The 23,184-nt window shown below is 59.1% G+C and carries 23 protein-coding genes, 1 tRNA gene and 1 pseudogene; 10 read left to right on the top strand and 15 right to left on the bottom strand.

Annotation, left to right across the window (positions count from 1 at the left end):
• Positions 1-119: 119 nt before the first annotated feature.
• On the top strand, positions 120-1,355 hold the full coding sequence (locus FQ320_RS01655; protein ID WP_148469349.1) for a diaminopropionate ammonia-lyase: 1,236 nt from the start codon (positions 120-122) through the stop codon (positions 1,353-1,355).
• Positions 1,356-1,490: 135 nt separating this feature from the next.
• On the opposite strand, the gene cls is transcribed toward FQ320_RS01655, so the two are convergent.
• Together cls and FQ320_RS01645 are read right to left on the bottom strand one after the other, a co-directional pair.
• Positions 1,491-2,921 (bottom strand): cardiolipin synthase, encoded by a 1,431-nt coding sequence (cls, locus tag FQ320_RS01650; RefSeq protein ID WP_148469347.1) that lies wholly within the window; start codon positions 2,919-2,921, stop codon positions 1,491-1,493.
• Between the two features lie 207 nt (positions 2,922-3,128).
• Entirely contained in the window at positions 3,129-4,583 is a 1,455-nt protein-coding gene (locus tag FQ320_RS01645) for a catalase (RefSeq protein ID WP_148469345.1), read from the bottom strand.
• A gap of 403 nt (positions 4,584-4,986) precedes the next feature.
• Between FQ320_RS01645 and FQ320_RS25475 the strand changes: the two genes are divergently transcribed.
• The 3 genes from FQ320_RS25475 (at position 4,987) to FQ320_RS01630 (ending at position 6,272) form a co-directional block, all read left to right on the top strand.
• Entirely contained in the window at positions 4,987-5,406 is a 420-nt protein-coding gene (locus FQ320_RS25475) for a DUF6522 family protein (RefSeq protein WP_187393739.1), read from the top strand.
• A 63-nt stretch (positions 5,407-5,469) separates the two neighbouring features.
• On the top strand, positions 5,470-5,910 hold the full coding sequence (locus FQ320_RS01635) for a cyclic nucleotide-binding/CBS domain-containing protein (protein WP_148469343.1): 441 nt from the start codon (positions 5,470-5,472) through the stop codon (positions 5,908-5,910).
• A gap of 20 nt (positions 5,911-5,930) precedes the next feature.
• Entirely contained in the window at positions 5,931-6,272 is a 342-nt protein-coding gene (locus tag FQ320_RS01630) for a carboxymuconolactone decarboxylase family protein (protein WP_148469341.1), read from the top strand.
• Between the two features lie 35 nt (positions 6,273-6,307).
• Here the strand turns inward: FQ320_RS01630 and FQ320_RS01625 are convergent, their stop codons facing one another.
• From FQ320_RS01625 to nhaA, 3 genes are all read right to left on the bottom strand, one after another.
• The gene (locus FQ320_RS01625) at positions 6,308-6,850 is read right to left on the bottom strand and encodes a DUF488 family protein (protein ID WP_148469339.1); all 543 of its coding nucleotides are present in this window, start codon (positions 6,848-6,850) and stop codon (positions 6,308-6,310) included.
• Positions 6,850-7,059 carry a DUF2945 domain-containing protein gene (locus FQ320_RS01620; protein ID WP_148469337.1) on the bottom strand — a complete coding sequence of 70 codons (210 nt, stop codon included), beginning with the start codon at positions 7,057-7,059 and terminating at the stop codon, positions 6,850-6,852. The genes FQ320_RS01625 and FQ320_RS01620 overlap by 1 nt, the downstream gene beginning before the upstream one ends.
• 66 nt (positions 7,060-7,125) lie before the next feature.
• Positions 7,126-8,940, bottom strand: a complete 1,815-nt coding sequence (gene nhaA, locus FQ320_RS01615) for a Na+/H+ antiporter NhaA (RefSeq protein WP_187393734.1) — start codon at positions 8,938-8,940, stop codon at positions 7,126-7,128.
• Between the two features lie 226 nt (positions 8,941-9,166).
• Between nhaA and FQ320_RS01610 the strand changes: the two genes are divergently transcribed.
• From FQ320_RS01610 to FQ320_RS01600, 3 genes are read left to right on the top strand one after another with little or no spacing between them, the layout of a single operon-like run.
• Positions 9,167-9,592, top strand: a complete 426-nt coding sequence (locus FQ320_RS01610) for a DUF5602 domain-containing protein (protein ID WP_148469333.1) — start codon at positions 9,167-9,169, stop codon at positions 9,590-9,592.
• A gap of 1 nt (position 9,593) precedes the next feature.
• Positions 9,594-10,109: a plastocyanin/azurin family copper-binding protein gene (locus FQ320_RS01605; protein WP_222861555.1), complete on the top strand. Its 516-nt coding sequence runs from the start codon at positions 9,594-9,596 to the stop codon at positions 10,107-10,109.
• 1 nt (position 10,110) lies between these two features.
• Complete coding sequence (locus FQ320_RS01600) at positions 10,111-10,818, top strand: RNA polymerase sigma factor (RefSeq protein ID WP_148469331.1); 708 nt, start codon at positions 10,111-10,113, stop codon at positions 10,816-10,818.
• Positions 10,819-11,013: 195 nt separating this feature from the next.
• Here the strand turns inward: FQ320_RS01600 and ugpC are convergent, their stop codons facing one another.
• The 5 genes from ugpC to FQ320_RS01575 form a co-directional block, all read right to left on the bottom strand.
• Complete coding sequence (gene ugpC, locus FQ320_RS01595; protein ID WP_148469329.1) at positions 11,014-12,021, bottom strand: sn-glycerol-3-phosphate ABC transporter ATP-binding protein UgpC; 1,008 nt, start codon at positions 12,019-12,021, stop codon at positions 11,014-11,016.
• A gap of 3 nt (positions 12,022-12,024) precedes the next feature.
• The gene (gene ugpE, locus FQ320_RS01590; protein ID WP_148469529.1) at positions 12,025-12,861 is read right to left on the bottom strand and encodes a sn-glycerol-3-phosphate ABC transporter permease UgpE; all 837 of its coding nucleotides are present in this window, start codon (positions 12,859-12,861) and stop codon (positions 12,025-12,027) included.
• 17 nt (positions 12,862-12,878) lie between these two features.
• Entirely contained in the window at positions 12,879-13,760 is an 882-nt protein-coding gene (gene ugpA / locus FQ320_RS01585; RefSeq protein ID WP_148469327.1) for a sn-glycerol-3-phosphate ABC transporter permease UgpA, read from the bottom strand.
• A gap of 44 nt (positions 13,761-13,804) precedes the next feature.
• Entirely contained in the window at positions 13,805-15,112 is a 1,308-nt protein-coding gene (gene ugpB, locus FQ320_RS01580) for a sn-glycerol-3-phosphate ABC transporter substrate-binding protein UgpB (protein WP_148469527.1), read from the bottom strand.
• A 145-nt stretch (positions 15,113-15,257) separates the two neighbouring features.
• Complete coding sequence (locus tag FQ320_RS01575; protein WP_148469325.1) at positions 15,258-16,934, bottom strand: Na/Pi cotransporter family protein; 1,677 nt, start codon at positions 16,932-16,934, stop codon at positions 15,258-15,260.
• Between the two features lie 969 nt (positions 16,935-17,903).
• Here FQ320_RS01575 and FQ320_RS01565 point away from each other — a divergent pair.
• Positions 17,904-17,993 (top strand) — tRNA-Ser (locus FQ320_RS01565).
• Positions 17,994-18,083: 90 nt separating this feature from the next.
• On the opposite strand, the gene FQ320_RS26810 is transcribed toward FQ320_RS01565, so the two are convergent.
• Both FQ320_RS26810 and tnpB read right to left on the bottom strand, forming a co-directional pair.
• A complete protein-coding gene (locus tag FQ320_RS26810) occupies positions 18,084-18,293 on the bottom strand; it encodes a tyrosine-type recombinase/integrase (RefSeq protein WP_148469323.1) in 210 nt (69 codons plus the stop codon).
• A gap of 423 nt (positions 18,294-18,716) precedes the next feature.
• On the bottom strand, positions 18,717-18,914 hold the full coding sequence (gene tnpB / locus FQ320_RS01555; protein WP_148469321.1) for an IS66 family insertion sequence element accessory protein TnpB: 198 nt from the start codon (positions 18,912-18,914) through the stop codon (positions 18,717-18,719).
• A 17-nt stretch (positions 18,915-18,931) separates the two neighbouring features.
• Here tnpB and FQ320_RS01550 point away from each other — a divergent pair.
• Positions 18,932-19,462: pseudogene (locus FQ320_RS01550) on the top strand (IS481 family transposase); the annotation flags it as partial.
• A gap of 67 nt (positions 19,463-19,529) precedes the next feature.
• Here the strand turns inward: FQ320_RS01550 and FQ320_RS01545 are convergent.
• The 3 genes from FQ320_RS01545 to FQ320_RS01535 all read right to left on the bottom strand — a co-directional run bounded on the left by FQ320_RS01545 (position 19,530) and on the right by FQ320_RS01535 (position 21,956).
• Positions 19,530-19,931 carry a hypothetical protein gene (locus tag FQ320_RS01545; protein WP_148469317.1) on the bottom strand — a complete coding sequence of 134 codons (402 nt, stop codon included), beginning with the start codon at positions 19,929-19,931 and terminating at the stop codon, positions 19,530-19,532.
• Positions 19,932-20,000: 69 nt separating this feature from the next.
• A complete protein-coding gene (locus FQ320_RS01540; RefSeq protein ID WP_148469315.1) occupies positions 20,001-21,053 on the bottom strand; it encodes an alkane 1-monooxygenase in 1,053 nt (350 codons plus the stop codon).
• 135 nt (positions 21,054-21,188) lie between these two features.
• Positions 21,189-21,956 carry a hypothetical protein gene (locus FQ320_RS01535; protein WP_148469313.1) on the bottom strand — a complete coding sequence of 256 codons (768 nt, stop codon included), beginning with the start codon at positions 21,954-21,956 and terminating at the stop codon, positions 21,189-21,191.
• 82 nt (positions 21,957-22,038) lie between these two features.
• On the opposite strand from FQ320_RS01535, the gene ftsY reads away from it, so the two are divergent.
• A complete protein-coding gene (gene ftsY / locus FQ320_RS01530) occupies positions 22,039-23,175 on the top strand; it encodes a signal recognition particle-docking protein FtsY (protein ID WP_148469311.1) in 1,137 nt (378 codons plus the stop codon).
• Positions 23,176-23,184: the final 9 nt, after the last annotated feature.

Below are 23,184 nucleotides of genomic sequence, written 5' to 3'. Positions count from 1 at the left end.
TCCGGCATGCTCTGGCGGCTGATGTCCAGCACAGGCGGCGCGGGGAAACTGCGCCGCAATGAGACTGGAACGACCGGCCCTTGGGCTGCGCGATCCAGCAGCTAGAAGGAATTCCAACCGTGCGTTTCACAAATACTCTTGGCCAGTCGCAAGAAAACGAACTGTTGCTCAACCCGCAGGCCGATTCGCTGGCGGTCTATGGCCCAGAGCAATCGGCAGTTCTGAACGACAATGCCTTCGCCAATGCCAAGGCGACGATCACGGCATGGCCCGGATATGCGCAAACGCCATTGGTGCCCCTGGCGAATCTGGCAGCACAGATCGGCGTTGCCAGCCTCCATTTCAAGGACGAGGGATCGCGCTTTGGTCTGGGCAGTTTCAAGGCGCTTGGCGGAGCCTATGCGGTTTCGCAACTGCTGCGCCGCGAAGTGGCCCGGATCAAGGGAATCGAGATCCCTGCCACCAGTGAAATTATCGACGGAACTCACGCCGACGTCATTGCCGACATAACGGTGTGCTGTGCCACCGATGGCAACCATGGGCGCTCGGTCGCATGGGGCGCGCAGACCTTTGGCTGCAAATGCGTGATCTTCATTCACGCCACGGTCAGCCAAGCCCGTAAACAGGCGATTGAATCCTTTGGCGCAAAGGTCGTTCGCACGGCAGGCAACTATGACGACAGCGTCCGCGCCGCGCAGGAAACCGCGACGCGTGAAGGCTGGTTCGTTGTCTCCGACACATCCTATCCTGGCTATACCGACGTGCCCAAGGACGTGATGCAGGGTTATGAAATCATGGCCGCCGAGGCTTGCGACCAACTGGGTGCGGCCCCGACGCATATCTTTTTGCAAACCGGCGTTGGCGGCATGGCCGCAGCGGTCGCGGCCCATGTCAAACGCCGATACGGTGCTGAGCGGCCAAAGATCGTTCTGGCCGACCCCGACAAATCGGCCTGCTGGGTTGAAACGATCCGGGCAGGTGCGCCCACGGCCGTTCACGGCGATCTTGATACCCTGATGGCGGGTCTCGCCTGTGGAGAAATCAGCCTGATTGCCTGGGACATCCTGCGCGAATCCGCCGATGCGGTCATGTCGGTTGCCGATGACGATGCAGTTGCGATGATGCGCCTGCTGGCCGATCCCTCGACCGGCGATCCGTTGATCGTGGCGGGTGAATCCGCCGTTGCGGGGTTGGCTGCGCTGATCGCGGCAACTGGGCATGACGCGGCACGCAAGGCGCTGGGGCTGGATGCAGATTCGCGCGTGCTGGTGTTCGGAACCGAGGGTGACACCGATGCCGAACTCTATTTACAGCTGATCGGGCGCAGCGGCGATGACGTACGCCGCAGAGCATGACTGCCCGGATCGGTGCCTCCGGTTACAGAGGATCCGGCAGGCTGACCTGCTACAAGGTCGGTCCGTGAGACGGAACGAGGGTGCAAAGCAATGAAGGCTGATTCAGCCTGATTATCAGCGCAATCGGCGGATGCTTCAAAGCACCGGGCCGATTGTTGCGACAACGTTGTTCCAGATCCGCCTGTGCCAACGCCATGCAAGAACAGCGGGCAATGCAACCGCGTCACTGCGGCCGATATAGTCCTGTTGCCGCTCAAAAACCGCCCGCGCCGTGCCTTCGTCCTGAATAAGGATGTTATTCTCATAGTTCAGATCGAAACTGCGCAGGTCGAGATTTGATGACCCGACCAGACAGATCTTTCGGTCAATGGTCAGGGTCTTGGCATGCAGCAGCCCGTCCCGGAATTCATGGATCACACAGCCCGCATCCAGCAATTTGTGATAATAGCTGCGGCTGGCAGCGGCGACGATCCAGCTGTCGTTCATCTGGGGATAGATCAGCGTGACGGTGACCCCGCGATGGGCTGCGGCGCAAAGTGCGTCCATCAGCGTCGTATCGGGCACAAAATAGGGCGTGGAAATCGTCAGATCACTTTGGGCGCAGGCAATGAGGTTGGCAAAAAGCTGAGGCGTGGCACCGCGACGTTCGGTAGGGCCGACACCCATGACCTGCGCCGGAAATCCGCCTGCAACCGGCTCGGCCACCAGTTCAATTCCGTCCAGCGTGTTGCCCGTCGCATGCATCCAGTCACTGGCGAACAGCAGTTGGTTCTGCGCCACGACCGGCCCGGTCAAGCGCAGCATGATATCGACCCAGGGTGCATATTTTGCTTTTGGCAGAAACTCGGCATCGGCGGAATTCCGACTGCCGCAATAGGTAATGCGCGAGTCGATCACGGTGATCTTGCGGTGATTACGCAGGTCGATACGGCTGGTCAGAAGAACGCGGAAAACGTTCCTGAACGACAGCGCCACGGCAAGTTCGACCCCGGCGTCACCCATACGTTTCCACAGCGCCGATCTGATCAGGGAACGCGATCCAAGCCCGTCCGCCATCGCGCGGCAGGTCACCCCACGCCCGGTGGCGCGGATCAGCGCCTCGGCAACATCGGTGCCGGTGTTGTCGGCCAGCCAGATGTAATAGAGCACATGCACATGATCGGTGGCAGCGTCGATATCCGCCACCAGCCTTGCGCGAGTCGCGTCGCCGTCCGCCATCAGTTCAGCGGCATTTCCACCGACCGGGTGAAAGCCGTTGATCGACCCTGCGTATCGGAACGCCGGGCGATAAACCGGGTCAATCAGGTGATCGGTTTCGTCAGCGTCGCCCATGAATTCAAACGCTTTTGCCCTGATCTCATCAAAGATTTCCTTGTGCCGTCGGTTTGCACGGCTGCCGATATCGATCTCGCCGAACAGAAAATAGACGATGCTTCCGAAGTAGGGCAGCAGGTTCAGCACAATGAACCAGGCCAACCGGGCGGGGGGCGACAGGTCGTCGCGCAGCAGGATGCGCACCGTAAGTGTGGCGACCAGAAGCGCGTGTAAAACCAGCAGAAATGTCATCGTGCCACCTTTGCAAATTCAACGCGGCTTGTCATCGGTCGGTCACGCGGTTGCAGACGGCCGTGGACTGAATTCGCAGATGAAGCTGCGCTGTGACAGGGTGCGATTGCGGGTCTTGATGGGACCGGGGCGCAAAAAAAGTCCTCCCCCCCGGCAACGGGAGGAAGGACAGTTTTTTCAATCGTCAGGTGAAAGCGGATCGCAGGATCAGCCTTCGCGCACGCCTTTTTCAATCCGCTCGCCGAGCGTCCTGTCGACGTTGCGCCAGTATTCCAATGCCCGTTGCAGCACCGGTTCTGACACGCCGCCTTTCAGGTGGCCGACGATGTTGCTGACCAGACGGTCACGCGCACCGTCGTCCATCACGTCACGCACCAGGGTTCCGGCCTGGCCCCAGTCGTCATCATCGGGGCGCAGGGTGTATGCCTTGCGCACCATGTCGCCGTCGGCATACCACAGCCCGCCGTCGTCACTGAGCGATGGATCGGCCTTTGGTCCGCCATAGGAATTCGGCGCATAGACCGGATCCGAGACGTTATCGACGCGCATCCCACCGTCTTTGCTATAGCTGTTGACCGGCGATATTGGCCGGTTCACCGGGATCTGCTTGTAGTTGACGCCAAGGCGCGCGCGATGGGCATCGGCATAGGAGAAACCACGACCCAACAGCATCTTGTCCGGGCTCAGACCGATACCGCGCACCAGATTGTTCGGCTCGAAAGCGGCCTGTTCGATCTCGGTGTGGAAATCGGTCGGGTTGCGATCAAGCGTCAGTTTGCCGACCTCGATCAGCGGGTAATCCGCGTGCGGCCAGACCTTGGTCAGATCGAAGGGGTTGAAGCGATAGGTGCGCGCCTCTTCGAACGGCATGATCTGCATGTGCAATGTCCAGCTTGGGAAATTGCCATCGCGGATCGAGTTGAACAGATCGCGGCGATGATAATCGGCATCTTCGCCCGCCTTTTTGTCGGCCTCGGCCTGTGTCAGGGTTTCGATGCCCTGATCGGTCTTGAAGTGGTATTTGACCCAGAACTTTTCGCCACCTTCGTTGATCCACATATAGGTATGGCTGGAAAAGCCATCCATGTGACGCCATGTTTTGGGGATGCCGCGATCACCCATCAGCCATGTGACCTGATGCGCCGATTCAGGGGACAGCGACCAGAAATCCCACTGCATGTCATGATCGCGCAAGCCATTGTCGGCACGGCGTTTTTGCGAGCGGATGAAGTGCTGGAACTTCATCGGGTCACGCAGGAAAAAGATCGGGGTGTTGTTGCCGACCATGTCGTAATTGCCTTCGCTGGTATAGAATTTCAGCGAAAAGCCGCGCGGATCGCGCCAGGTGTCGGGGCTGCCACTTTCGCCCGCCACGGTCGAGAACCGAATCAGCGTGTCGGTTTTGGTGCCCGGCTGAAACAATGCCGCCCGGGTGTATCTGCTGACGTCCTGCGTCACCTCGAAGCGACCGAAAGCGCCGGCACCCTTGGCGTGGGGCTGACGCTCGGGGATACGCTCGCGGTTGAAATTGGCCATTTGCTCGATCAGATAGTGATCGTTCAATACGATGGGCCCGTCCGCGCCGATGGTCAGCGAATGCTCGTCGCTGGCGACGGGGATCCCTGCGTCGGTGGTTGTGGGTTTACTCTTGTCAGACGTCATGGTCGTTCTCCTTGTAATTACTGCGCAGTCAGATCCCCGCGCTCGGGTTCGTGGACTTGGCTTTGCTGGCCAACAGCGGCCTCTGAATATCATTCCCGCTGTGTCGACTTCGAACCCGTTTTCTTCGCCCGCTGTGAGAAATGGGCGGACCCCGATCCTGCCGCAAATGCGGTCGGCAGACAAGCTGATGATCGATCCGGCAGCGGCGTGCAAGTCGGGAGGGCAGGCCGTCGCCACCACCGTCAATCGGAGTTTGCAATGCCAGTTGGCGCGATCTATATTAGGCATTAGTAATACCTAATAAATAATGCCCATGCCTGTGCATCTCACTTCCGGCAGCGCGCTGCGGATTCCGAGGTTACGAATTTCGGGAAAGCCGCGGCCCCAAGGAAAAGGAGCCCCCATGCCCGAAATTGAAATCGGCCCCGACCGGATCCAGATTGACGCAGAGATTGTCGCGAGGGCCCTGAAAATTGCGCCGCAAGACCTGCGCGACAGAATGCGCGACGGCACAGTGACAAGCATGTTCGAACGCGGAGAGGGCGAAGATACCGGGCGCTTGCGGCTGACCTTTTTCTCTGAAACCCGCCGCGCAAGGATCACTGCAACTGAAACCGGCGCGGTTCTGACCTGCACCGGGGTCGATTACCGCCGGGCGTCAGTGACGTCGAAGAAAGCAACAAATCCCGATACTGCGCAAAATGCCACAGATCGCCACCGGCTTGACGCGCTTCTTGATGCGGCGCTGGAAGAAACCTTTCCGGCCAGCGATCCGATCGCCGTCAGCTTCGACAACAGGCGCAGTTTCACAAGAAACGATTGACCCGTTTGCGATCCGAAAGCAGGCGGCGGGCGCGTAACAGGCGGTGCTAAACCGGAGATCACCATGCTCGTCGAAAAGATATTGCCAGACATTCGCAAGCGCCTGCTGTGCATCAAACCGCATGAAACGCTGCTTCAGGCGGCGGGGCTTCTGGATAATGGCAGCGATATGCTGCTGGTCTGTGATGATGCAAGGCAACTGGCCGGGATCATTACAAAGACTGACGTTGTGCGGATGATCCGCCGCTGCTCGGGGGCGAGCTGCACAGCGCCCGTCACCGATGCAATGACCCGTGACGCGCTGACCACGACTCCCAAGGCCTGGTTGCATGAGGCTTGGAAACTGATGCGCGTAAAGGGTCTGAAGAACCTCCCGGTTCTTGATGTGGACGGTTCAGTTCTTGGCATTCTGAATGCCCGTGACGCGCTGCAGACCCTGTTGCAGGAGACGCGCAACGAAGAGGAACTGCTGCGCGATTACGCAATGAACATCGGTTATCGCTGAGCCATATGAGAGGAAGGACCATGCCGGACAATCTGTATCCCACGAACACCCACGCGCTCGCGAAGCGCCGCAAAGAGCTTTCACCGGACGCGTCAGCGGCGTTTGAAGCCTTCAGCCATGCGGTCTTTGCCGATGGTGCGCTGGACGCAAAGACCAAGCAGTTGATCGCCGTTGCTGTCGCACATGTCACCCAATGCCCCTATTGTATCAAGGGCCATACCAAGGCGGCGCTGCGCCACGACGCGTCCGAGGCGGAGATCATGGAGGCGATCTGGGTTGCGGCTGAAATGCGTGCCGGTGGTGCCTTTGCCCATTCGGTGCTGGCGCTTGACGAAATGGAGAAGGCAGCCACAAGAGCTTGAAGGCAGGCGGCTGAAATCGAGCGGTCTGGATAAAGTCAGGCGCCTGCGGCAGCGGGATAGATCACCTTTCCCGCCGCTATCCGGTCCGCGCCGGGTGTCGGTTTCGCCGGGTCTTCGCGCCCGTTGCCCATCAAGTGAATCACATCATAGCCGTTCAGGATAAGGTAATCCGTGATGATCCGGCGATGGCAGCGCCACCAGACGGCCTCGGAACACATCATTGCGATAATCTGCTGCTCTCCAAGCTCGACCAAGGCGCGATAAGCTTGGGCGAATTGTTCACTCATCGCGTAGTCTGCATAGTTGTGAAAGCTTCGGTTGCGCCAGAACGCATTCACGTCATCGGGTATGTCGTGCTGTATGTTTCGTCGCCCGCCCAGATCGGGAAAGTGACGATACCCGATCTGATATCGTTCAAGCTCTTTCGGCAGGCTGTCGATATTGAACCACGGGTTGGTGCGCGATCTGGGAAAGCTGCGAACGTCGCAAACTGTCTGCACACGCGCCCGTTGCAGGATATCGACAAATTCGGCCAAGCTCCGGTTTGAGTGGCCGACAGTGCGGAATCCGGTTGCCATCAGTCGATCTTTGTCAGCGCATCTTCCTTGTGGGCCGCCACATGATCGGTCTTGTCGCTTTCGATCTCGTATTGTGGATCATCCTTCGATGCGCGCCGCAGATGCCCTTTATAGTCGAAATCGCTGGTGTGGATCTTGGAGATCTTGCCCGTCACATGACCCGCTTCCGAATTCCATTTCACATGGTCGCCAATTTTGAATTTGGCCATCTCACATCCTCCTTTTCTGGATCAACCGCTGTTGTCGCGTGAAAGTTCCGACCGGAAAATTGGCGGTCACGTGCCGTGTATGATGGGTCGCCCGGTAAGAACGAGGATTGTCATGCCGATAACCGCCGAGAAGATCGAGCCGAGCAGAATGGCAAGTTTGATCGTGTCGAGTTGTGGTCCTTCAAACGCTGCCGATCCAATGAAAATCGACATGGTAAACCCGACACCGGCAAGGAACCCCGCGCCAATGAACTGTTGCCAGCTGACCTCGGACGAGAGTTGTGCCCAGCCCAGACGGATCGCCACCCAACAGGCCAGGACAATGCCAAGCGGCTTGCCAATCACAAGGCCCAGCATCACGCCCATGGCTTCGGGGGCGAGCGGGGTGAAGGTTGAACCGATCAGCAGCACCCCGGTGTTGAAGAACGCAAACAGCGGCAGGATCAGGAAATTGGTCCAATTCTCCAGCGCATGTTGCAGGTGATATCCGGGTTCACGCAACCTTGTGATCGCGTTCTCCAATGCGCCAAGGGTAAATTCCGCGATGTTTTCGCGGGCGGTGTCACCCTCAGGCTCGACCGCTTCGGCGATTGCGGTGGCCTGTGCCGCCACTTCAGTGACATTGGCGGGACGGCGTGCGGGAATAAGCATCGCCGTCAGAACCCCTGCCAATGTCGCGTGCAGGCCCGATGCATGAACGAACATCCACAGAATGAACCCGAGGATCAGATAGGGCAGCAGCGCATAGACCCGCACCCGCCCAAGCAGGAACATCACCGCGATACAGCCAAGCGCACCCAGCATCGGCGCGACACTCAGCCCATGTCCGTAAAACAGCGCGATCACGACAATGGCGCCAAGATCATCGGCAATCGCCAGCGCCGCGACGAATATCTTGAGCGAGTTTGGCACCTGCCGCCCCAGCACCGCCATCAGCCCCAATGTAAACGCGATGTCCGTCGCCATCGGAACGCCCCAGCCATGGGCAGCCGGACCGCCAAAGTTGAAAGCAGTATAGATCAGCGCAGGGGCCACCATGCCACCGGCGGCACCAATGATCGGCAGCATCGCACTTGATAGATCCGATAACTCGCCCGACACGACCTCGCGTTTGATCTCGATCCCGACGATCAGGAAAAATATCGTCATCAGGCAGTCGTTGATCCACGCCTCGACCGATAACGCAAACCGGGCGTCACCGAACTCGAGCGCGAACACGGTCTGGCGCAGGTGTTCATAGACGTCATGAAGGCCGGTATTTGCCACGATCAACGCGGCAAGGGTTGCGAGGATCAGCAGCAGGCCGCCCGACGCCGCCCAGCCAAAGAACCGCTGACTTGCCCGCTCGACGCGAAACCCCAGCGGGCGCTCGATCGCGTCGATGATCGACAATTCATCCCAGGCGCCGAAATACGGCTCTCCTGCGATGAACAGGGCTGGCGTGTGCAGGACATTTGCCTGTTCGGCCAGATCCCGGTCCTGCCTCAGGTGCGTTTCAACCCGGTCCGATGACAGGTCACCCGAGAATTGCGTGACATCCAGTTCGATTTCTTCGGCAAGGTTTGCAATGTCCTCTGCCGTGAACCTCGCGCCTCGGCGAAACAGCACCTGATGCATCTCCCAGAACTTTCCCTGACGCCCTGCGGCAATGGCGGCCCGCGCCGCCCGTTCTGCATCGGCATTTCCGGGTGCGGGGTGCTGACGATAGATATAGACGATCCTGCCATTGCGGCGGTCGGCGATCCTTCGCAGAATATCGCGAAGTCGGCGGCAGGCGTTGGATGTGTAATCGCCGTAAAGCACGACGGTACGCCCCAGATCCGGTTCGCCGAGAAAGAAATCTCGAGCGGCGTCGAAATCCTGGGTTTCCGTGTGGGTCATGGCGGCAAGATTTCCCCGAGTCGGGCATTGCCCCGATTTCCGGCCTTTTCCCGGACAATGCAAGGAAACAATTCCCCGTCGCAGTCCGGTTCCAGTGTTGTCCTGAGATTGGGACGCATGGCAGACGAAACTTTGAAGAAACCGGGAACCTTTCTGCTCCCCTTGCATCCAATGCTTCAGACACGCCGATTTGGGCATGTCTCTGGATACAAGAGAGGACTACAAGATGACCCGTTTTCTGACCGCTTTTGCGGCTTCGGCCCTTGTTGCGGGCGGCGCAGCCTTTGCGCAGGGGGCTTCGGATACCGTCGCGACCAATCCCCCCGAAGCGCCATTTCAAAAGGTGAGCGATCTGGTGAAACTGCCCGATTTTCTGCCCGGCATCGGCGAGTTGTTCGTTGATCCGGCAACACTGCCCGCCGGTCCCTTCGTGGCCTATGACCATGATGGCCGGCTGGTCAGCACGGTCTATATGATCCCGATTTCGCAGATGAATGCCGATACCAGTTTCAACGACCTGTCCGCGCCGGGCGGCAATGTCGATCACGTGGATGTCTATTTCAACGCGGGCCACCCCGGTGTTGAAGAGCCGCACCAGCATATCGTGCTTTGGCATGTGCCTGCCGCCGATGAAGCCAGCGTGGCCGAGTAAGATGCAACGCAGAGGTTTCCTCTGGGGGGGCGGCAGCCTGGCTGCCGCTTTCTCCCTCTCGCCCGGGCTGGCCATTGGCGGCTCGGTGGTCGAGATCACCATGTCGGGCCGACCCGATGGCTCGAAAGTCTGGTTTGATCCCTACGGCGTGCTGATCCAACCGGGGCAGACCGTCCGCTGGACCAACCGTGACAAAAGCAACGCGCACACCGCCACGGCCTATGCGCCACAGAACGACGAGCACCCGCGCCGTATTCCGGAAGGTGCGGCGGCTTTCGACAGCGATTACCTGCTGCCGGACGAAAGCTTTGAAGTGACGTTCGAGGTGCCCGGGGTCTATGACTATTACTGCATTCCCCATGAAATGTCGGGTATGGTCGGGCGGATCATCGTGGCAGGTCCGGATCAGACCGGGTTCAACGATTATCCCGATGGCGATCTGCCCGATGAGATTCTTGATGGGTTTCCACTGATTGCGGACATTTTGAAACAGGGCCGCATCCAAAAGGACAACTGACATGCGATCTGACCCGGATCCACTCCGCAACCCATGCACGGCGCTCAGCGAGGCCGAGTTGGTGACGCAGGCGCGCGGTGGCAGTGATGCCGCCGTTCGTGTGCTGGTGCGGGACAACAATCAGAAACTGTTCCGTATCGCACGGGGCATCCTGCGCAATGACGCAGAAGCCGAGGGCGCGGTGCAGGCCGCCTATGTGACCGCCTTCACCAAGCTTGAGTCGTTTCGCGGCGAGGCGGCATTTTCCACCTGGTTGACCCGGATCGTGATGAACGAGGCCTATGGCCGCCTGCGCCGCCAACGCCCGGTTGTCGATCTTGCCGAATATCGTGAAGGGACGCGCAATCGCCTGGATGGAGAATTTTCCGATCCAATGACATTCTCACCCTCAAACCCCGAATCCGAGCTTGGCCGTGCAGAAGTACGCAAGTTTCTTGAAGCGGCAATCGACGCACTGCCTGAACCTTTCCGCCTCACCTATGTGCTGCGCGATGTTCAGGAGATGACAACGCGGCAGGTGGCAGCACTGCTTAATATCAATGTTGTCACGGTGAAAACCCGGTTGTTCCGGGCCCGGCGTCTTTTACGTTCGGAGTTGCAAAAGAATATCTCGGGCGGGTTCTCGGGGATTTTTCCATTCGATGGCGCGCGCTGCGCCGGAATGGCCGACCGGGTGATCCGCGCGCTGGCCGGGCGTCAGGAAGGCTGAAAAACCGTCTGGCGTGTCAGTTTTACCGTTTTGCGGGGGCAGGGCGCGGGCCACTTGAAATTCCCGGTGCAGGTTTTGCGCAATGCTGTCCTGTCCGGCGCGATCGGCCCGGGAATGTGGCAAAGCTCAGCTGAGCTAATAGTCCCGATTGCCTCTGTCCGTTCAAGCGATCGGGGCATTCCCGGTTCCGCCTCGTCAAACGCGCAGGCCCTCGGCGTCAAAGAAAATCTGGTCAGCTCCGGCCCAGTCCAGATGCACCGCGTCGCCCTCAACGGGAAGGGGCGCGCTGGCGTCTTGGCGAACGGTGATTTGCGGCCCTTTCGGCAGGTCGATATGGACCAGCGTTTCAGCGCCCAAGGCTTCGGTATAGACCACCTTGCCGGTGATCCGTGCAGGCGACGCGACGACCCGCAGGTTTTCGGGCCGGATGCCCAGTTTCGCTGCCCGGCTGGGTGGGTCTTGCGACAGATCGGCGGCAAGGAAGTTCATTGGCGGTGAGCCGATAAAGCCCGCGACAAATTCGGTCTGTGGATTGGCATAGACCTCAAGCGGCGCACCAATCTGATCGGCGCGTCCGGCGTTCATCACGATCATCCGGTCGGCCAGCGTCATTGCCTCGACCTGATCATGGGTCACGTAAAGCGATGTGACCCCCAGACGACGCTGCAATTGCTTGATCTCCAGCCGCATCTGCACGCGCAGTTTCGCATCGAGGTTGGACAATGGTTCGTCGAACAGAAAAACCGAAGGCTTGCGCACGATGGCCCGCCCCATGGCGACGCGCTGTCGCTGACCGCCTGAGAGTTCACGGGGGCGGCGTTTCAGGTAGGGTTCCAGTTGCAGCAGTTTCGCTGCCTCATTCACCCGCTCGGCAATCTCGGCCTTGGGTTTGCCCGCGATTTTCAGGCCATAGGCCATGTTTTCGAACACCGACATATGCGGGTAAAGTGCATAGTTCTGGAACACCATCGCGATGTCACGTTCCATCGGTTCGCGGTCGTTGACGCGCTCTCCTCCGATCTGAACCTCGCCGCTGGTTACGGTTTCCAGTCCTGCCACCATCCGCAGCAAGGTTGATTTACCACAGCCGGACGGGCCGACGATCACGATGAATTCGCCGTCCTTTATATCCACGTCGATGCCGTGGATCACCTGGGTTTTGCCAAAGGACTTTTTGATATCCTTGAGGGTGACTGTCGCCATTGATTATTTCTCGCTGTCTACAAGGCCGCGGATGAACAGCTTTTGCATGCTGATCACGACGATGACGGGCGGGATCATCGCAAGGATCGATGTCGCCATGATCACCGGCCAATCCGCCGTATCGTCGCCCGAGGGAAACATTTGCTTGATGCCCATGACGATGGTGTTCATCGACGGGTCCGTGGTGATCAGCAGCGGCCAGAGGTATTGGTTCCAGCCATAGATGAACAGGATCACAAACAGCGCCGCGATGTTGGTCCGGCTCATCGGCAGCAGGATGTCCCAGAAGAACCGCATCGGCCCTGCACCATCGACGCGCGCCGCCTCGGCGAGTTCATCGGGCACAGTCATGAAGAACTGGCGGAACAGGAAGGTCGCCGTGGCCGAAGCGATAAGGGGGAAGATCAGGCCGGAATAACTGTTGAGCATGCCGAAATTCGCCGCCACCTGATAGGTCGGCACGATGCGCACCTCGACAGGCAACATCAGTGTCATGAAAATTAGCCAAAAGAACAGCCGCCGCCCGGGAAACTTGAAATACACGATGGCAAAGGCCGAAAGCAGTGAGATCACGATCTTGCCCAAGGCAATGCCCAAGGCCATGATCATCGAGTTCATCATCATCATCGCCACCGGCGCATTGACGCCAGCCACCAGTGCCTTGCGATAGTTCGTGAAGAACTGGTCACCCGGCAAAAGCGGCATCGGCGGGCGGACAATCTCGGGCTGCGTCACGGTCGAGGCGACGAAGGCCAGCCAGATTGGGAAGAAGATGAAGAGCAGCCCGATGATCAGCCCCAAATGGGTCATCCAGTGGCCAAGACCACGTCGCTCGACCATACCCGAGGAACCGGCCATCAGTAGTGCACCCGTCGTTCGATGAATTTGAATTGCACGATGGTCAGGAAACCGACGATCACCAACAGGATCACCGACTGCGCGGCGGAAGACCCAAGATCCTGCCCGACGAACCCGTCCGAAAACACTTTATAGACAAGGATCGTCGTTGATTGCTGCGGCCCGCCGCTGGTGATGGTGTGGATCACGCCGAAGGTTTCGAAGAACGCGTAAACGATGTTCACGACTAGCAGGAAAAACGTGACCGGCGACAGCAGGGGCCAGACGATGGTGCGAAACCGGGTCCAGAACCGCGCGCCGTCGATTGCGGCGGCTTCGATCACGCTACGCGGAATCGCCTGTAACCCGGCAAGGAAAAACAGAAAGTTATAGCTGATCCGCCCCCATGCCGAAGCGACCACGACAAGGCCCATCGCCTCATCGCCGTTCAGCACATGGTTCCAGTCATAGCCAAGCTGTCCCAGATACCATGTGACCACGCCAACGCGGGTGTTGAACATGAACAGCCACAGCACCCCCGCGACAGCCGGGGCCACCGCATAGGGCCAGATCAGCAATGTGCGATAGACGCCCGACCCTTTGATCAGCCGGTCCGCCAGCACTGCGAGGTAAAGCGCGACGCCCATCGACACCACGGTCACCAGAATCGAGAACACGGCGGTAGTGATAAACGATGCGCGATAATAGGAATTGGACAGCAGGTATTCGAAGTTCCCCAAGCCGACATATTTCATCGACAGCCCGAACGGGTCGGGAATGAACAGCGATTGCCAGACCGCCTGCCCGGCGGGGTAAAAGAAAAAGACAGCCGTCACCACCAACTGCGGCAAGACCAGCAGCAGAGGCAACCAGAGGCCTTTGAAGGTGACGCGCTTTTCCATCGATCAGACCACGCCCCGATCAGGACCGGGGCGTGGCTTTGTCCTTAGCGGTTGGCTTGTTCGAAGCGGCGCAGCAATTCATCGCCCCGCTTCTTCGCCGAATCCAGTGCGGCCTGCGCATCCTTGTCACCGGTCCAGACCGCCTCGAGCTCTTCATCGATGATGGTGCGGATCTGGTCGTAAGATCCCAGACGAATGCCCTTGGAATTTTCGGTCGGTGCTTTGGCTGTCATCTGCTTGACGGCAATATCCGTGCCGGGGTTCGCTTCGTAGAACCCTTGTTCCGCTGTCAGATCGGCAGCCGCCTGCGTGCTTGGAAGATAGCCGGTGTCCTGATGCCACTTCGCCTGAATCTCGGGCGAGCTGAGGAAGTTGAGGAATTCGGCAACGCCTTTGTATTCCTCATCCGACTGTCCGGCCATGACCCAGAGCGATGCGCCACCGATGATGGTGTTCTGCGGCGCGCCCTCGACATCCGACCAATAGGGCAGGGGACGCACGTCGAATTCAAACTGTGCTTCGTCCTTGATCCCGGCATAGCCTGCCGAGCTTTCTGTAAAGAGCGCACATTCGCCGCTGCGGAAGTTTGCGCCGCTTTCGTTGCGCCGTCCGGTGTAGACGAATTTGCCGTCCTTGGCCCATTCACCCATGGTCTGGATATGCTTGACCTGAAGCGGGCCGTTTATCTCCAGCTCCGTATCGAACCCGCCAAAACCATTGGATTTGGTGGCGAACGGGACGTTGTGATAGGCGGACAGGTTTTCCAGCTGGATCCAGCTTTGCCATGCGGTGACCAGCGGGCAGGAATGTCCGGCCTCTTTGAGGTCGCCCAACACGTCGCCGACCTGTTCCCATGTCGTCAGATCGACATCGGGGTCGATGCCCGCACCCGAAAGCGCATCACGGTTGACCCACAGCACCGGTGTCGAAGCGTTATACGGCAACGACAGCATTTTCCCGTCGCTGGTGGTATAATATCCGTTGATCGAGGAGATGTAATCGTCCGGATTGAAGTCGGCGCCTGCGTCGGCCATCACTTCATAGACCGGCTTGATCGCGCCTTTGGCGGCCATCATCGTGGCGGTGCCAACTTCGAACACCATCAGGATATCAGGCTGTTCGCCGGCACGGAACGCCGCGATCCCGGCATTCAACGTCTCGGAATAGTTCCCCTTGTGCGATGCAGTCACCTTATAGTCGGATTGCGATGCGTTGAAGGTTTCAACCTGCTCGGCCACCAGTTCGCCCAAGCGACCGGTAAAGGCGTGCCAGAAGTCCACTTCGGTCTGCGCCAGTGCCGGGGCTGCCGTCGCCATGACCGCAACACCGCTTAACAACATATTTCTGATCATCATCTGACATTTCCCCCTGATCGATTTCCCACATAGCGTAGGAGCGATTGCCATGTGCTTGCAACTGTTCTTTGTCTTCCCGCCACAACGGCCGAAAGTGGGCATTCGTTTGCTCTGCATTTGGCGCTGAAAAAGATCCTGCGAACTATTCGGCGTCGTCTCCGGTTGGCAACGTCTCGATCAGGCGTGTTTCAAGCAGCTGCCCACCCCGATACAGGATGGGGTAAGCAACCGATGCCACCAAGCTGTTGAACTCTCTGAAAGAACGGCTTGTTTCAAGATGGATATCGCTGGATTCGAAACTGTTTACCGTACCGTCGCTTAGCCGTCTGAGGTGTTTTTTGCGGCTGTTGCGTTCCATCTTGGCCATTTCCGCCTTTTCTTCAAGCAGCAGACGGGCGCTGGCCAGATCATCGGAAACCAGCACATTGGACGCCAATTTCAGGTTGTCGAGAATCCGTTCATGCATCGCCACAAGTTCGTCCTGTCCGGCATTCGAAAACCGGATGTTTCGGGACTCTTTTTCCTGCGCAAGCGGCAGCAGCGTCTTGACGATGATGTCGCCCGCCGATTCCAGCGCGATGGCGTATTCGGTCAACTCGCGCGCTTGCTTGTGATCTCGCCTACGCATTTCCGCAGGGGGAATCGTGGTGACATAGTGTCGGATACTGTCAAGCGCGCGGTTCACCGCCGCTTCTTCGCTGCGCAGCGCAACGGCCCGGTTTTTGTCGAAGGTCGTATAAAGATCCATCACCGGCAGCATCATGCCTTCGACGATCTGGCTCATTCGCATGACTTCACGCTTGAGCGCCGCAAGGGCAAGCGCCGGAGAGTCGGGCGGATTGTTGTCCAGAACGCTGCGATGGATCAGCGGCGTATCGGTGTCCATCGACGTGACATCCGGCAAGAACCGGGCCAGCGGAGCCTGAAGGAGCCCACATAGCGGCAGCGCGGCAAGTTGCATCAGGTTGAAGGCGATATGCACATTTACCAGCGTCTGCCCCGCGCCACCTGTGGTCAGCCAGGGCAGAACCGCAAAGGTGTTCACCAGAACCACTGCAATGATCGCCCAGCTTCCGCGGATGAGCAAATTGGCAAGGGGGACACGCCTGCCAACCGGCGGCATCGATCGGCTGAGCCAGACGGGAATGACCGCCGATCCCAGATTTGCCCCCAGCACCAGCGACACGCCCGCCGTCACCGGAAAGGCCTGCAACCCGACCAACGTGACACACATCAGCACCACGGCAAGCGATGAGTGCATGACCAGCGCAAGCACGGCCCCAACGATGAAGGCCGTCACATAATCCTGCGCAAGGTAACCTGCCACGGCAGGCAGGAAATCACTGTCTCGGATCGGGTCCATCGTCTCGCGTAGAAAGCGCAGAGAGATAAGGATGAAAGCCACCCCAAGGATGATCCGCCCGGTTTGTTTTGCATTGCGGCCCGTCGAGCGGATGAACGTCACCCCGCCCACCGCCAGCAACAGCGGAACCAGCCAATCCAGCGGGAATGACAGGATCTGAATCAGCAGTGCCGAGCCAAGATCCGCCCCAAGCGTCATCGCCAGCCCCGGACCGAAAGCCAGCGCCCCGGTGCCCGCAAACCCGGCAACCAAAAGTCCGACAGCAGCCGAGCTTTGCAGGATGACCGCCAGGACCAGACCCGTAAAGGACGCCCGCACGACGTTCGAACTCCGGGTCATCACACGGCGAAACGACGCGCCAAACGCCCGCTCGATTCCCGTGCGCACCATGCGTACTGCATAAAGCAGCAGCATCGTTGCCCCGGTGAGGTGAACAATGAAGGAAAGGATCGTCACGGCGATTTCCCGAACAGCAGGATCGTCGACGAAAATTCGCGGGAGGTAATCAGTCTCACTCCTTTGGTGCGGGGGCGGGTCAAGGCGCTCAATGTCCTACAGTTATCATCGAATGGGAAGAGAGCTTGCGAGACATGTCCATAGGGTCCACGCCCCGGCGGATAATGTTGAGCAATCAATGTCTCAGATGGCTCGCAACGTGGCTCGATGAACGTGGCCGGGCGACGTGACACAGCCTGCACGCGTCCGAGATCATGCCGGACCATGTGAGGGTTAAGGCCCGGAAAGCCACGTTCTGCTGCACAAAGCTGACTACCAAGACTTAGACACGGCGTAACACAACGACGCGTCGACTTTGACAATCTCTGGCAAGAGTAATCGTTTTTGCCTTCGTTGGAAAACAATCGGCGGATGATCTGTTCGTACCACCGGCGCATCTCCATGCCGCGTAGCTTGCTCTTGGCCAAAATTGACGCATAAATTCAGTTTCGATTGTTAACTTCGCCGCTGGGACGGTGCAAATTCCGTCCTCAGATTTCGCCATCATACACGGGGCAAAGCCATATCCCTCCTCGTCCATCAGGGTTTCGCCACCCGCGTCACGGCGCACCATAAACCGCCCGATACCTTGTCGGCGTCGCACGGACTTTGCCTACCTGAACGTGGTCATCGACCTCAATTCTCGCCGTGTGGTCGGATGGTCCACGCAAAGCTGGCGCACAACCAACGTCGTATTGTGTGGGTTACTCATGGCCATCTGGCGAGGTGCTGATCTACTCGGACCACGACAGCCAGTTCACCAGCATGGACCGCACAGCATTCCTGGGGCTGTTCAAATGTTTCCCGAACCCAGTGCCATTCGGGTCCTCTCAATGCCATTTTGAAAGGATTTTGTCCTCTACGGGAAAATCTGAAAAAGGGGCTCTTTCGCCTTGCAATCACTATGTTTGCTTGGATATACGCGTCGGTGGAGATGTGGCCGAGTGGTCGAAGGCGCTCCCCTGCTAAGGGAGTAGGCCCGGAAGGGTCTCGAGGGTTCGAATCCCTTCGTCTCCGCCACCATCATATTCGTTCCTTTGTTTTCAGGGCTTTGTGAGGTGACTTGGCGAACCTAAGATTTTTGTCGTCAATTCTCGTTCGGCTTTAGTTCTATCCCAGCCTCGTGATAGCTTTATCGTCAAGCATCGAGCGATTTGCGTCCCTTGCATAGCGAGTCACCTCTGCCAAGGTAGCATGGCCAGTGACGGCCATGATCTCATGAGGAGAAGCGCTGGCCTCCGCAAAACGTCTTGCAAAGGCTTTTCTCAAGCCATGAGAGGTGCATTTTGGGAGATCGGCTGCGTCGCACCAGCCTCGCATTCAGTTTCCGAGTTCGTTCGCTGAGCGACTTTTTCCAGCTATTGTTGCAAGGAAAGTAAATCCTTTGGTCGGGCAGTCGTCCAACGCCGCGCGAAGTACGGGGTGGAAAGGGATGGCGATGAGAACACCACCGTGATCCTCAGTTTTTGCCGTCGGCAGAGCAAGCGCTCCCCGTTTATGTTACTCCAGCCCAATTTCACAGCGTCCGCACGCGCAGCACCAGTGCAGAGCATTAAGGTCATGCAGACGTGCGCGGTTGATCCAACCATGTGAACAAAATTGCACCGTATTATCCACCAAACGAAGCTTGGACCGAACGCACTAACCGTATGGCGGCCTTGCTGACAAAGCACCACATTGCCGAGGTTCCCCGGATGGCGACTTTTGATAGTAAAGGCTATCGCGCTCGGCTGGATATAATGATTAGATCAAGTTCTGTCCCGCAGAGGATAGAGCGCCCCGCTGCGCCATCATACGCCGCCAACCCAACCCTTCAAATAGAGCTTCGAGCGGCGCCCGTGACAGCCGCATCGATCCGTCCTGCACCTTTGGCCAAGCCAAGTTGCCCTGCTCCAACACCATGTAGATCATGCCCGTGCCGTCCCACACCAAAATCTTCAACCGGTTCGCGCGCTTTGATCGGCAGCACCACTAAATTCGCTTACGTTGAGTTGTACGCGAAAGCCGGGAAAATGGCTGCCACCGCGTTTCTACGCAACTTGATCGCTGCCGTGCCTTACTGGATCCACATCGTGCTGACCGATAATGGAATCCAGTCCACCAACCGCGAAGGGCACCTTCACGCCTTGGAACACATCTTCGACCGGGTCTGCGGCGAGCGTCAGATCGACCACCGGTATATCAAGATCAAACATCCCTGGCGTAACGAGGATCAGAAAACGATCGGGCGGCTCGTTTTCCCGAGTGGCGGCCAGGTCGAACGCGTGAACCGCACGATCAAAGAGGCAATCGTCAAACGTTTCCATTATGACGACCACGAACAGTTTCGTGCCAATCTCGCTAATTTCCTCACCGCATGCAGCTTCGGGCGAAGGCTCAAGACCCTCAAAGGCCTCACGCCCTACGAGTTCATCTGCAAACAATCGGCAACTGAACCCGAATGGTTCACCCTGAACTCAATCCGCCAAATGCCGAGGCTGAACACCTAAGCGACTGACCTTAATAACTTTAAGGGCGATTGCCGGCGGGAGTATTTTTACAAAGAAGAAGCCTGAGTCAGACGCCAATTTTCGGGCCGAGGCACAGCATGGGTTCACTGCTTTGTTTTGCCTCGTACAATTCACCACCCGGTTCATCGTCCTGAAACCGCGCCCGCAGCCCGTCCGCGCTTTGAAAAAAGGTCCAGCATTGCGGGCCGGTGCCGTCGTCGTATTCGAAACAGATTTGTTCGCCCGATGCGTACCAGGAGCCTTCCTTGCACTCGCCGTCCAGAAACGCCCAGCGTACGCGGCGGTTGGGCAGGTATTCCTCGACCCCGTAGGACACGCCACCGGAATTGAAATACAGCGTTTTTCCCTGGGTATAGCCGTCAAATTCCACCGCACTCATGGCGGTTTGCGCATGGGCGGGCAGGCCGGTGGTCAACAGGCCGATGGTCAAAAGGGCGGCAAGGGTCATCTTGGCGTTCATCGGGGAAGGTTGGCACAGGAGCGCGCGGCATGAAAGAGCCCGCGTGTCACATCCCTGTCAGGCGGCAGTCTTGTGCCGGGACGCCTCGGCCCATTTTGCCACGCGTCGGTCCATCACCCGGCGCCAAAGCGGCGGCCAAAGCGCAATAACGGCCATGACGGGCAGGGCGCGGGGCAACATTGGCAAGGCGCCGGACAGTTCCAGAGACGGATAGGGTTTGGCGGGGTTCATGTGGTGATCGGAATGGCGCGGCGCATTCAGCATCAGCGCGCCTGACCAGGCATGCGGCGCGTTCCAGCTGTGGGCCAGGCCCACCGGCTCGAGCCGGCCGGGGGCAATTTCGCGACGTTTCAATCCGTAATGCTGCACATAATCCGATAGCAGCAGTTGCATTTGCGCAAATCCGCACAGGGCGACATACCACAGCAGGCCAGCCCAGCCGCCGATTGCAAAAGCCAGACCCAGACAGGCCAGCGCGCCGATGCAATAGAGAACATAGGGGTTGGACAGCAGGGCGCGGTGCCGGGGCATGTCGCGCCGCAGGGCGGATTCGGCTGTATATCCCGAACGGAACGACCCGATCCAAGCGCGGATTGCAAAGGCGGGAAATGATTCGCCCAATCGCGCGGTGTTGGGGTCAAGATCACTGCCGACGTACCGGTGATGCACCCGCGTGTGGGCAGACGTGTGGTGCCCGAACAGCAGCGAAACGAACAGCCAGCGCCCCAGCCGGAACTGCAACCGGTCGGGACGGTGAATCAGCTCGTGGGCATTCGAATTGCCGACCTGACCGAGCCACAGCCCGACCCCGGCAAAGATCCCGGCATGTTCCGCCGCCGTCAGGGTTGCGTGCCCCAGCCCGAAGACCGCGGCCGACAACAAAAGGATATGCGCCCCAAACAACCCGAGAGAAAGGGTTTCACCAGATGGGAACTCTTGATCAACTGTGGGCACGGCTGCGACAATCCGGTCCATCGCGCTGACCAGCAGGGTCATTGTGACCAGCCCTACCCATACCGCAGGCCCGCCCAACAGCGCACCGAGCAGCAGGGGTAAAACCGGCGTCAGCGTGGCCAGCGCAAAGAGATATGTCGCAGACAGCGTTTTCATCCCGATGACTTAGCACGAAATTCTGACCGGATCATGACCCTGGCTGTCCAAATCCGGTGTTCGACCGGTGATGGCGTCGCTGAGGATAGCGGTAAAAACTCTCCATCTGTCCTTTGGCTCTTTCCTGCTTGCAGACTAGGGCGCCGAAAACGTGGCAAGGGTGACAGGTATTGCCTTGAACTCATTTGCCTTTCCGTCTTTTTGCCATTGGGCGGGTTTTGTCACCCAATCGATCCAGCGCATACGGCGGCACCAGCGTTGCGCGAGTTGCCAGATCCCGGCGGAATCGCTGGCCCGATAGGCTGCGATGGCCGTCTGCATCTCGGGCGTCATTCCGCGCCCCACGGCCAGACCGTTGAACACGAACATGATCACGTCCATTGCGTGACCTTTAGGGGTGTTGCGATGGTCGGCATACCGTTCGAGATCAATGAAGGTGATCCGCGCGCCGTCCCAGCAGACATCCTTGAGCGACGGGCGCCCGTGACTGAGCCCCATGCCGTGCAACCCGGCCAGCGCCCGCCCGGCGGCGGTAAAGGCGGTCATCTGATCGGGCAGGGCGCGGGTGCCATCCGTCAACAACGTGGACAGCGGGCGCCCGCTGTCGGGTATGGCAAAGAAATTGTCACCTTCGGCAAGGATCGGCGGCACGGGGGCGTCCCGTTCGGCAAGCCGGTGCAGGGCCGAACGCTCGGATGCAAAGGCGGTTGACGGGTTGCCTTTTTGCAGCCGACGCAACCCGCGCAGAGTCTCGCGGCGCTTGATCCACAGAACCTGTCCGTCATGGGTCAGCCGCTGAACGCGGGCCGGATTGCGGGCCAGCGCCGCGGTGATTGCCGCGTTCAGGGCATTCTGCTCTGTTATGCTGTTCTGCTCTGTCATCGCGTCGGTATAGGGCTGCATTGGACCGGTTACAAATCCGCTGCCCTTCCATCCCGGCGCGACTTGCCCTAACTGGATATGATGCAAGGCAAGGGGGCGGGCGATGTCATTCTTCAACAAGCTGAAGGACCGGCTGTTCAAAAGTTCGTCGCGGCTGGAGCAGGGCGTGGATGCCATCGTCGACGATGGCGGCACGGCCGAGCCTGAGGTTGCGCCCGAACCGGCGATCACGCCCGAACTGGCGGCGCCGCCGCGCGGGGCTGATCCCGAATCGATACCGCTGCCCGCCGCGCCGATACCACCCGAGCCTGAACCTGTTTCCGACCCCAAGCCAACCACCACTGTGGCCCGACCGGGTCTGTTGGACAGGCTGGCTGGGCGCAAAACGCCCGATGCGCCGGTCATGCGCCGCGCCCTTGACGACGATATGCTGGAACAGCTTGAAGAGTTGCTGATCGCCGCCGACATGGGGGTGTCGACCGCCGCCCGCGTCACCGCCAACCTGGCCGAAGGCCGCTTTGGCAAACGTGTGTCCTCGGGCGAAATTCGCGCCCTTCTGGCCGATGAGATTGCCCGCATCATGGAGCCTGTGGCCCGGCCCATGCCGCTGTACCCGAACCGCCCGCAAGTGGTTCTGGTTGTGGGGGTCAACGGATCCGGCAAGACGACGACCATCGGCAAGCTGGCGTCGCAGTTCCGCGCCGCGGGTAAGACCGTGGTGATTGCGGCGGGCGATACGTTTCGCGCCGCCGCCGTCGAACAGCTTCAGGTCTGGGGCGAACGCGCTGGCGTGCCGGTGCTGACGGCCCCCGAAGGCTCGGACCCGGCGTCGCTGGCCTTTGACGCGATGACCAAGGCCGCAGAAACCGGTGCCGATCTGTTGCTGATCGATACCGCAGGGCGGCTGCACAACCGCGCCGATCTGATGGAGGAACTGTCGAAGATCATTCGCGTCATCCGCAAGAAAGATCCGACTGCGCCGCATAACACCTTGCTGGTGCTGGATGCGACCACCGGGCAGAACGCCTTGCAACAAGTTGAAATATTTCAAAAGCTCGCCGATGTCAGCGGGCTGGTGATGACCAAGCTGGACGGAACGGCGCGTGGCGGTGTTCTGGTTGCGCTGGCTGACCGGTTCGGGTTGCCGATCCATGCGATCGGTGTGGGCGAACAGATCGACGACCTGTCGCCCTTCGACCCCGAAGAATTCGCCGCAGCCCTGACCGCCAGGGCCCTGTGATGGCATCAC

This window comes from Oceaniovalibus sp. ACAM 378 (assembly GCF_008085915.1).
In the GTDB taxonomy this organism is placed as follows: domain Bacteria; phylum Pseudomonadota; class Alphaproteobacteria; order Rhodobacterales; family Rhodobacteraceae; genus Oceaniglobus.
The sequence above is the reverse complement of the archived record's forward strand: the minus strand, read 5'-3'. Positions and strand labels throughout refer to the sequence as shown.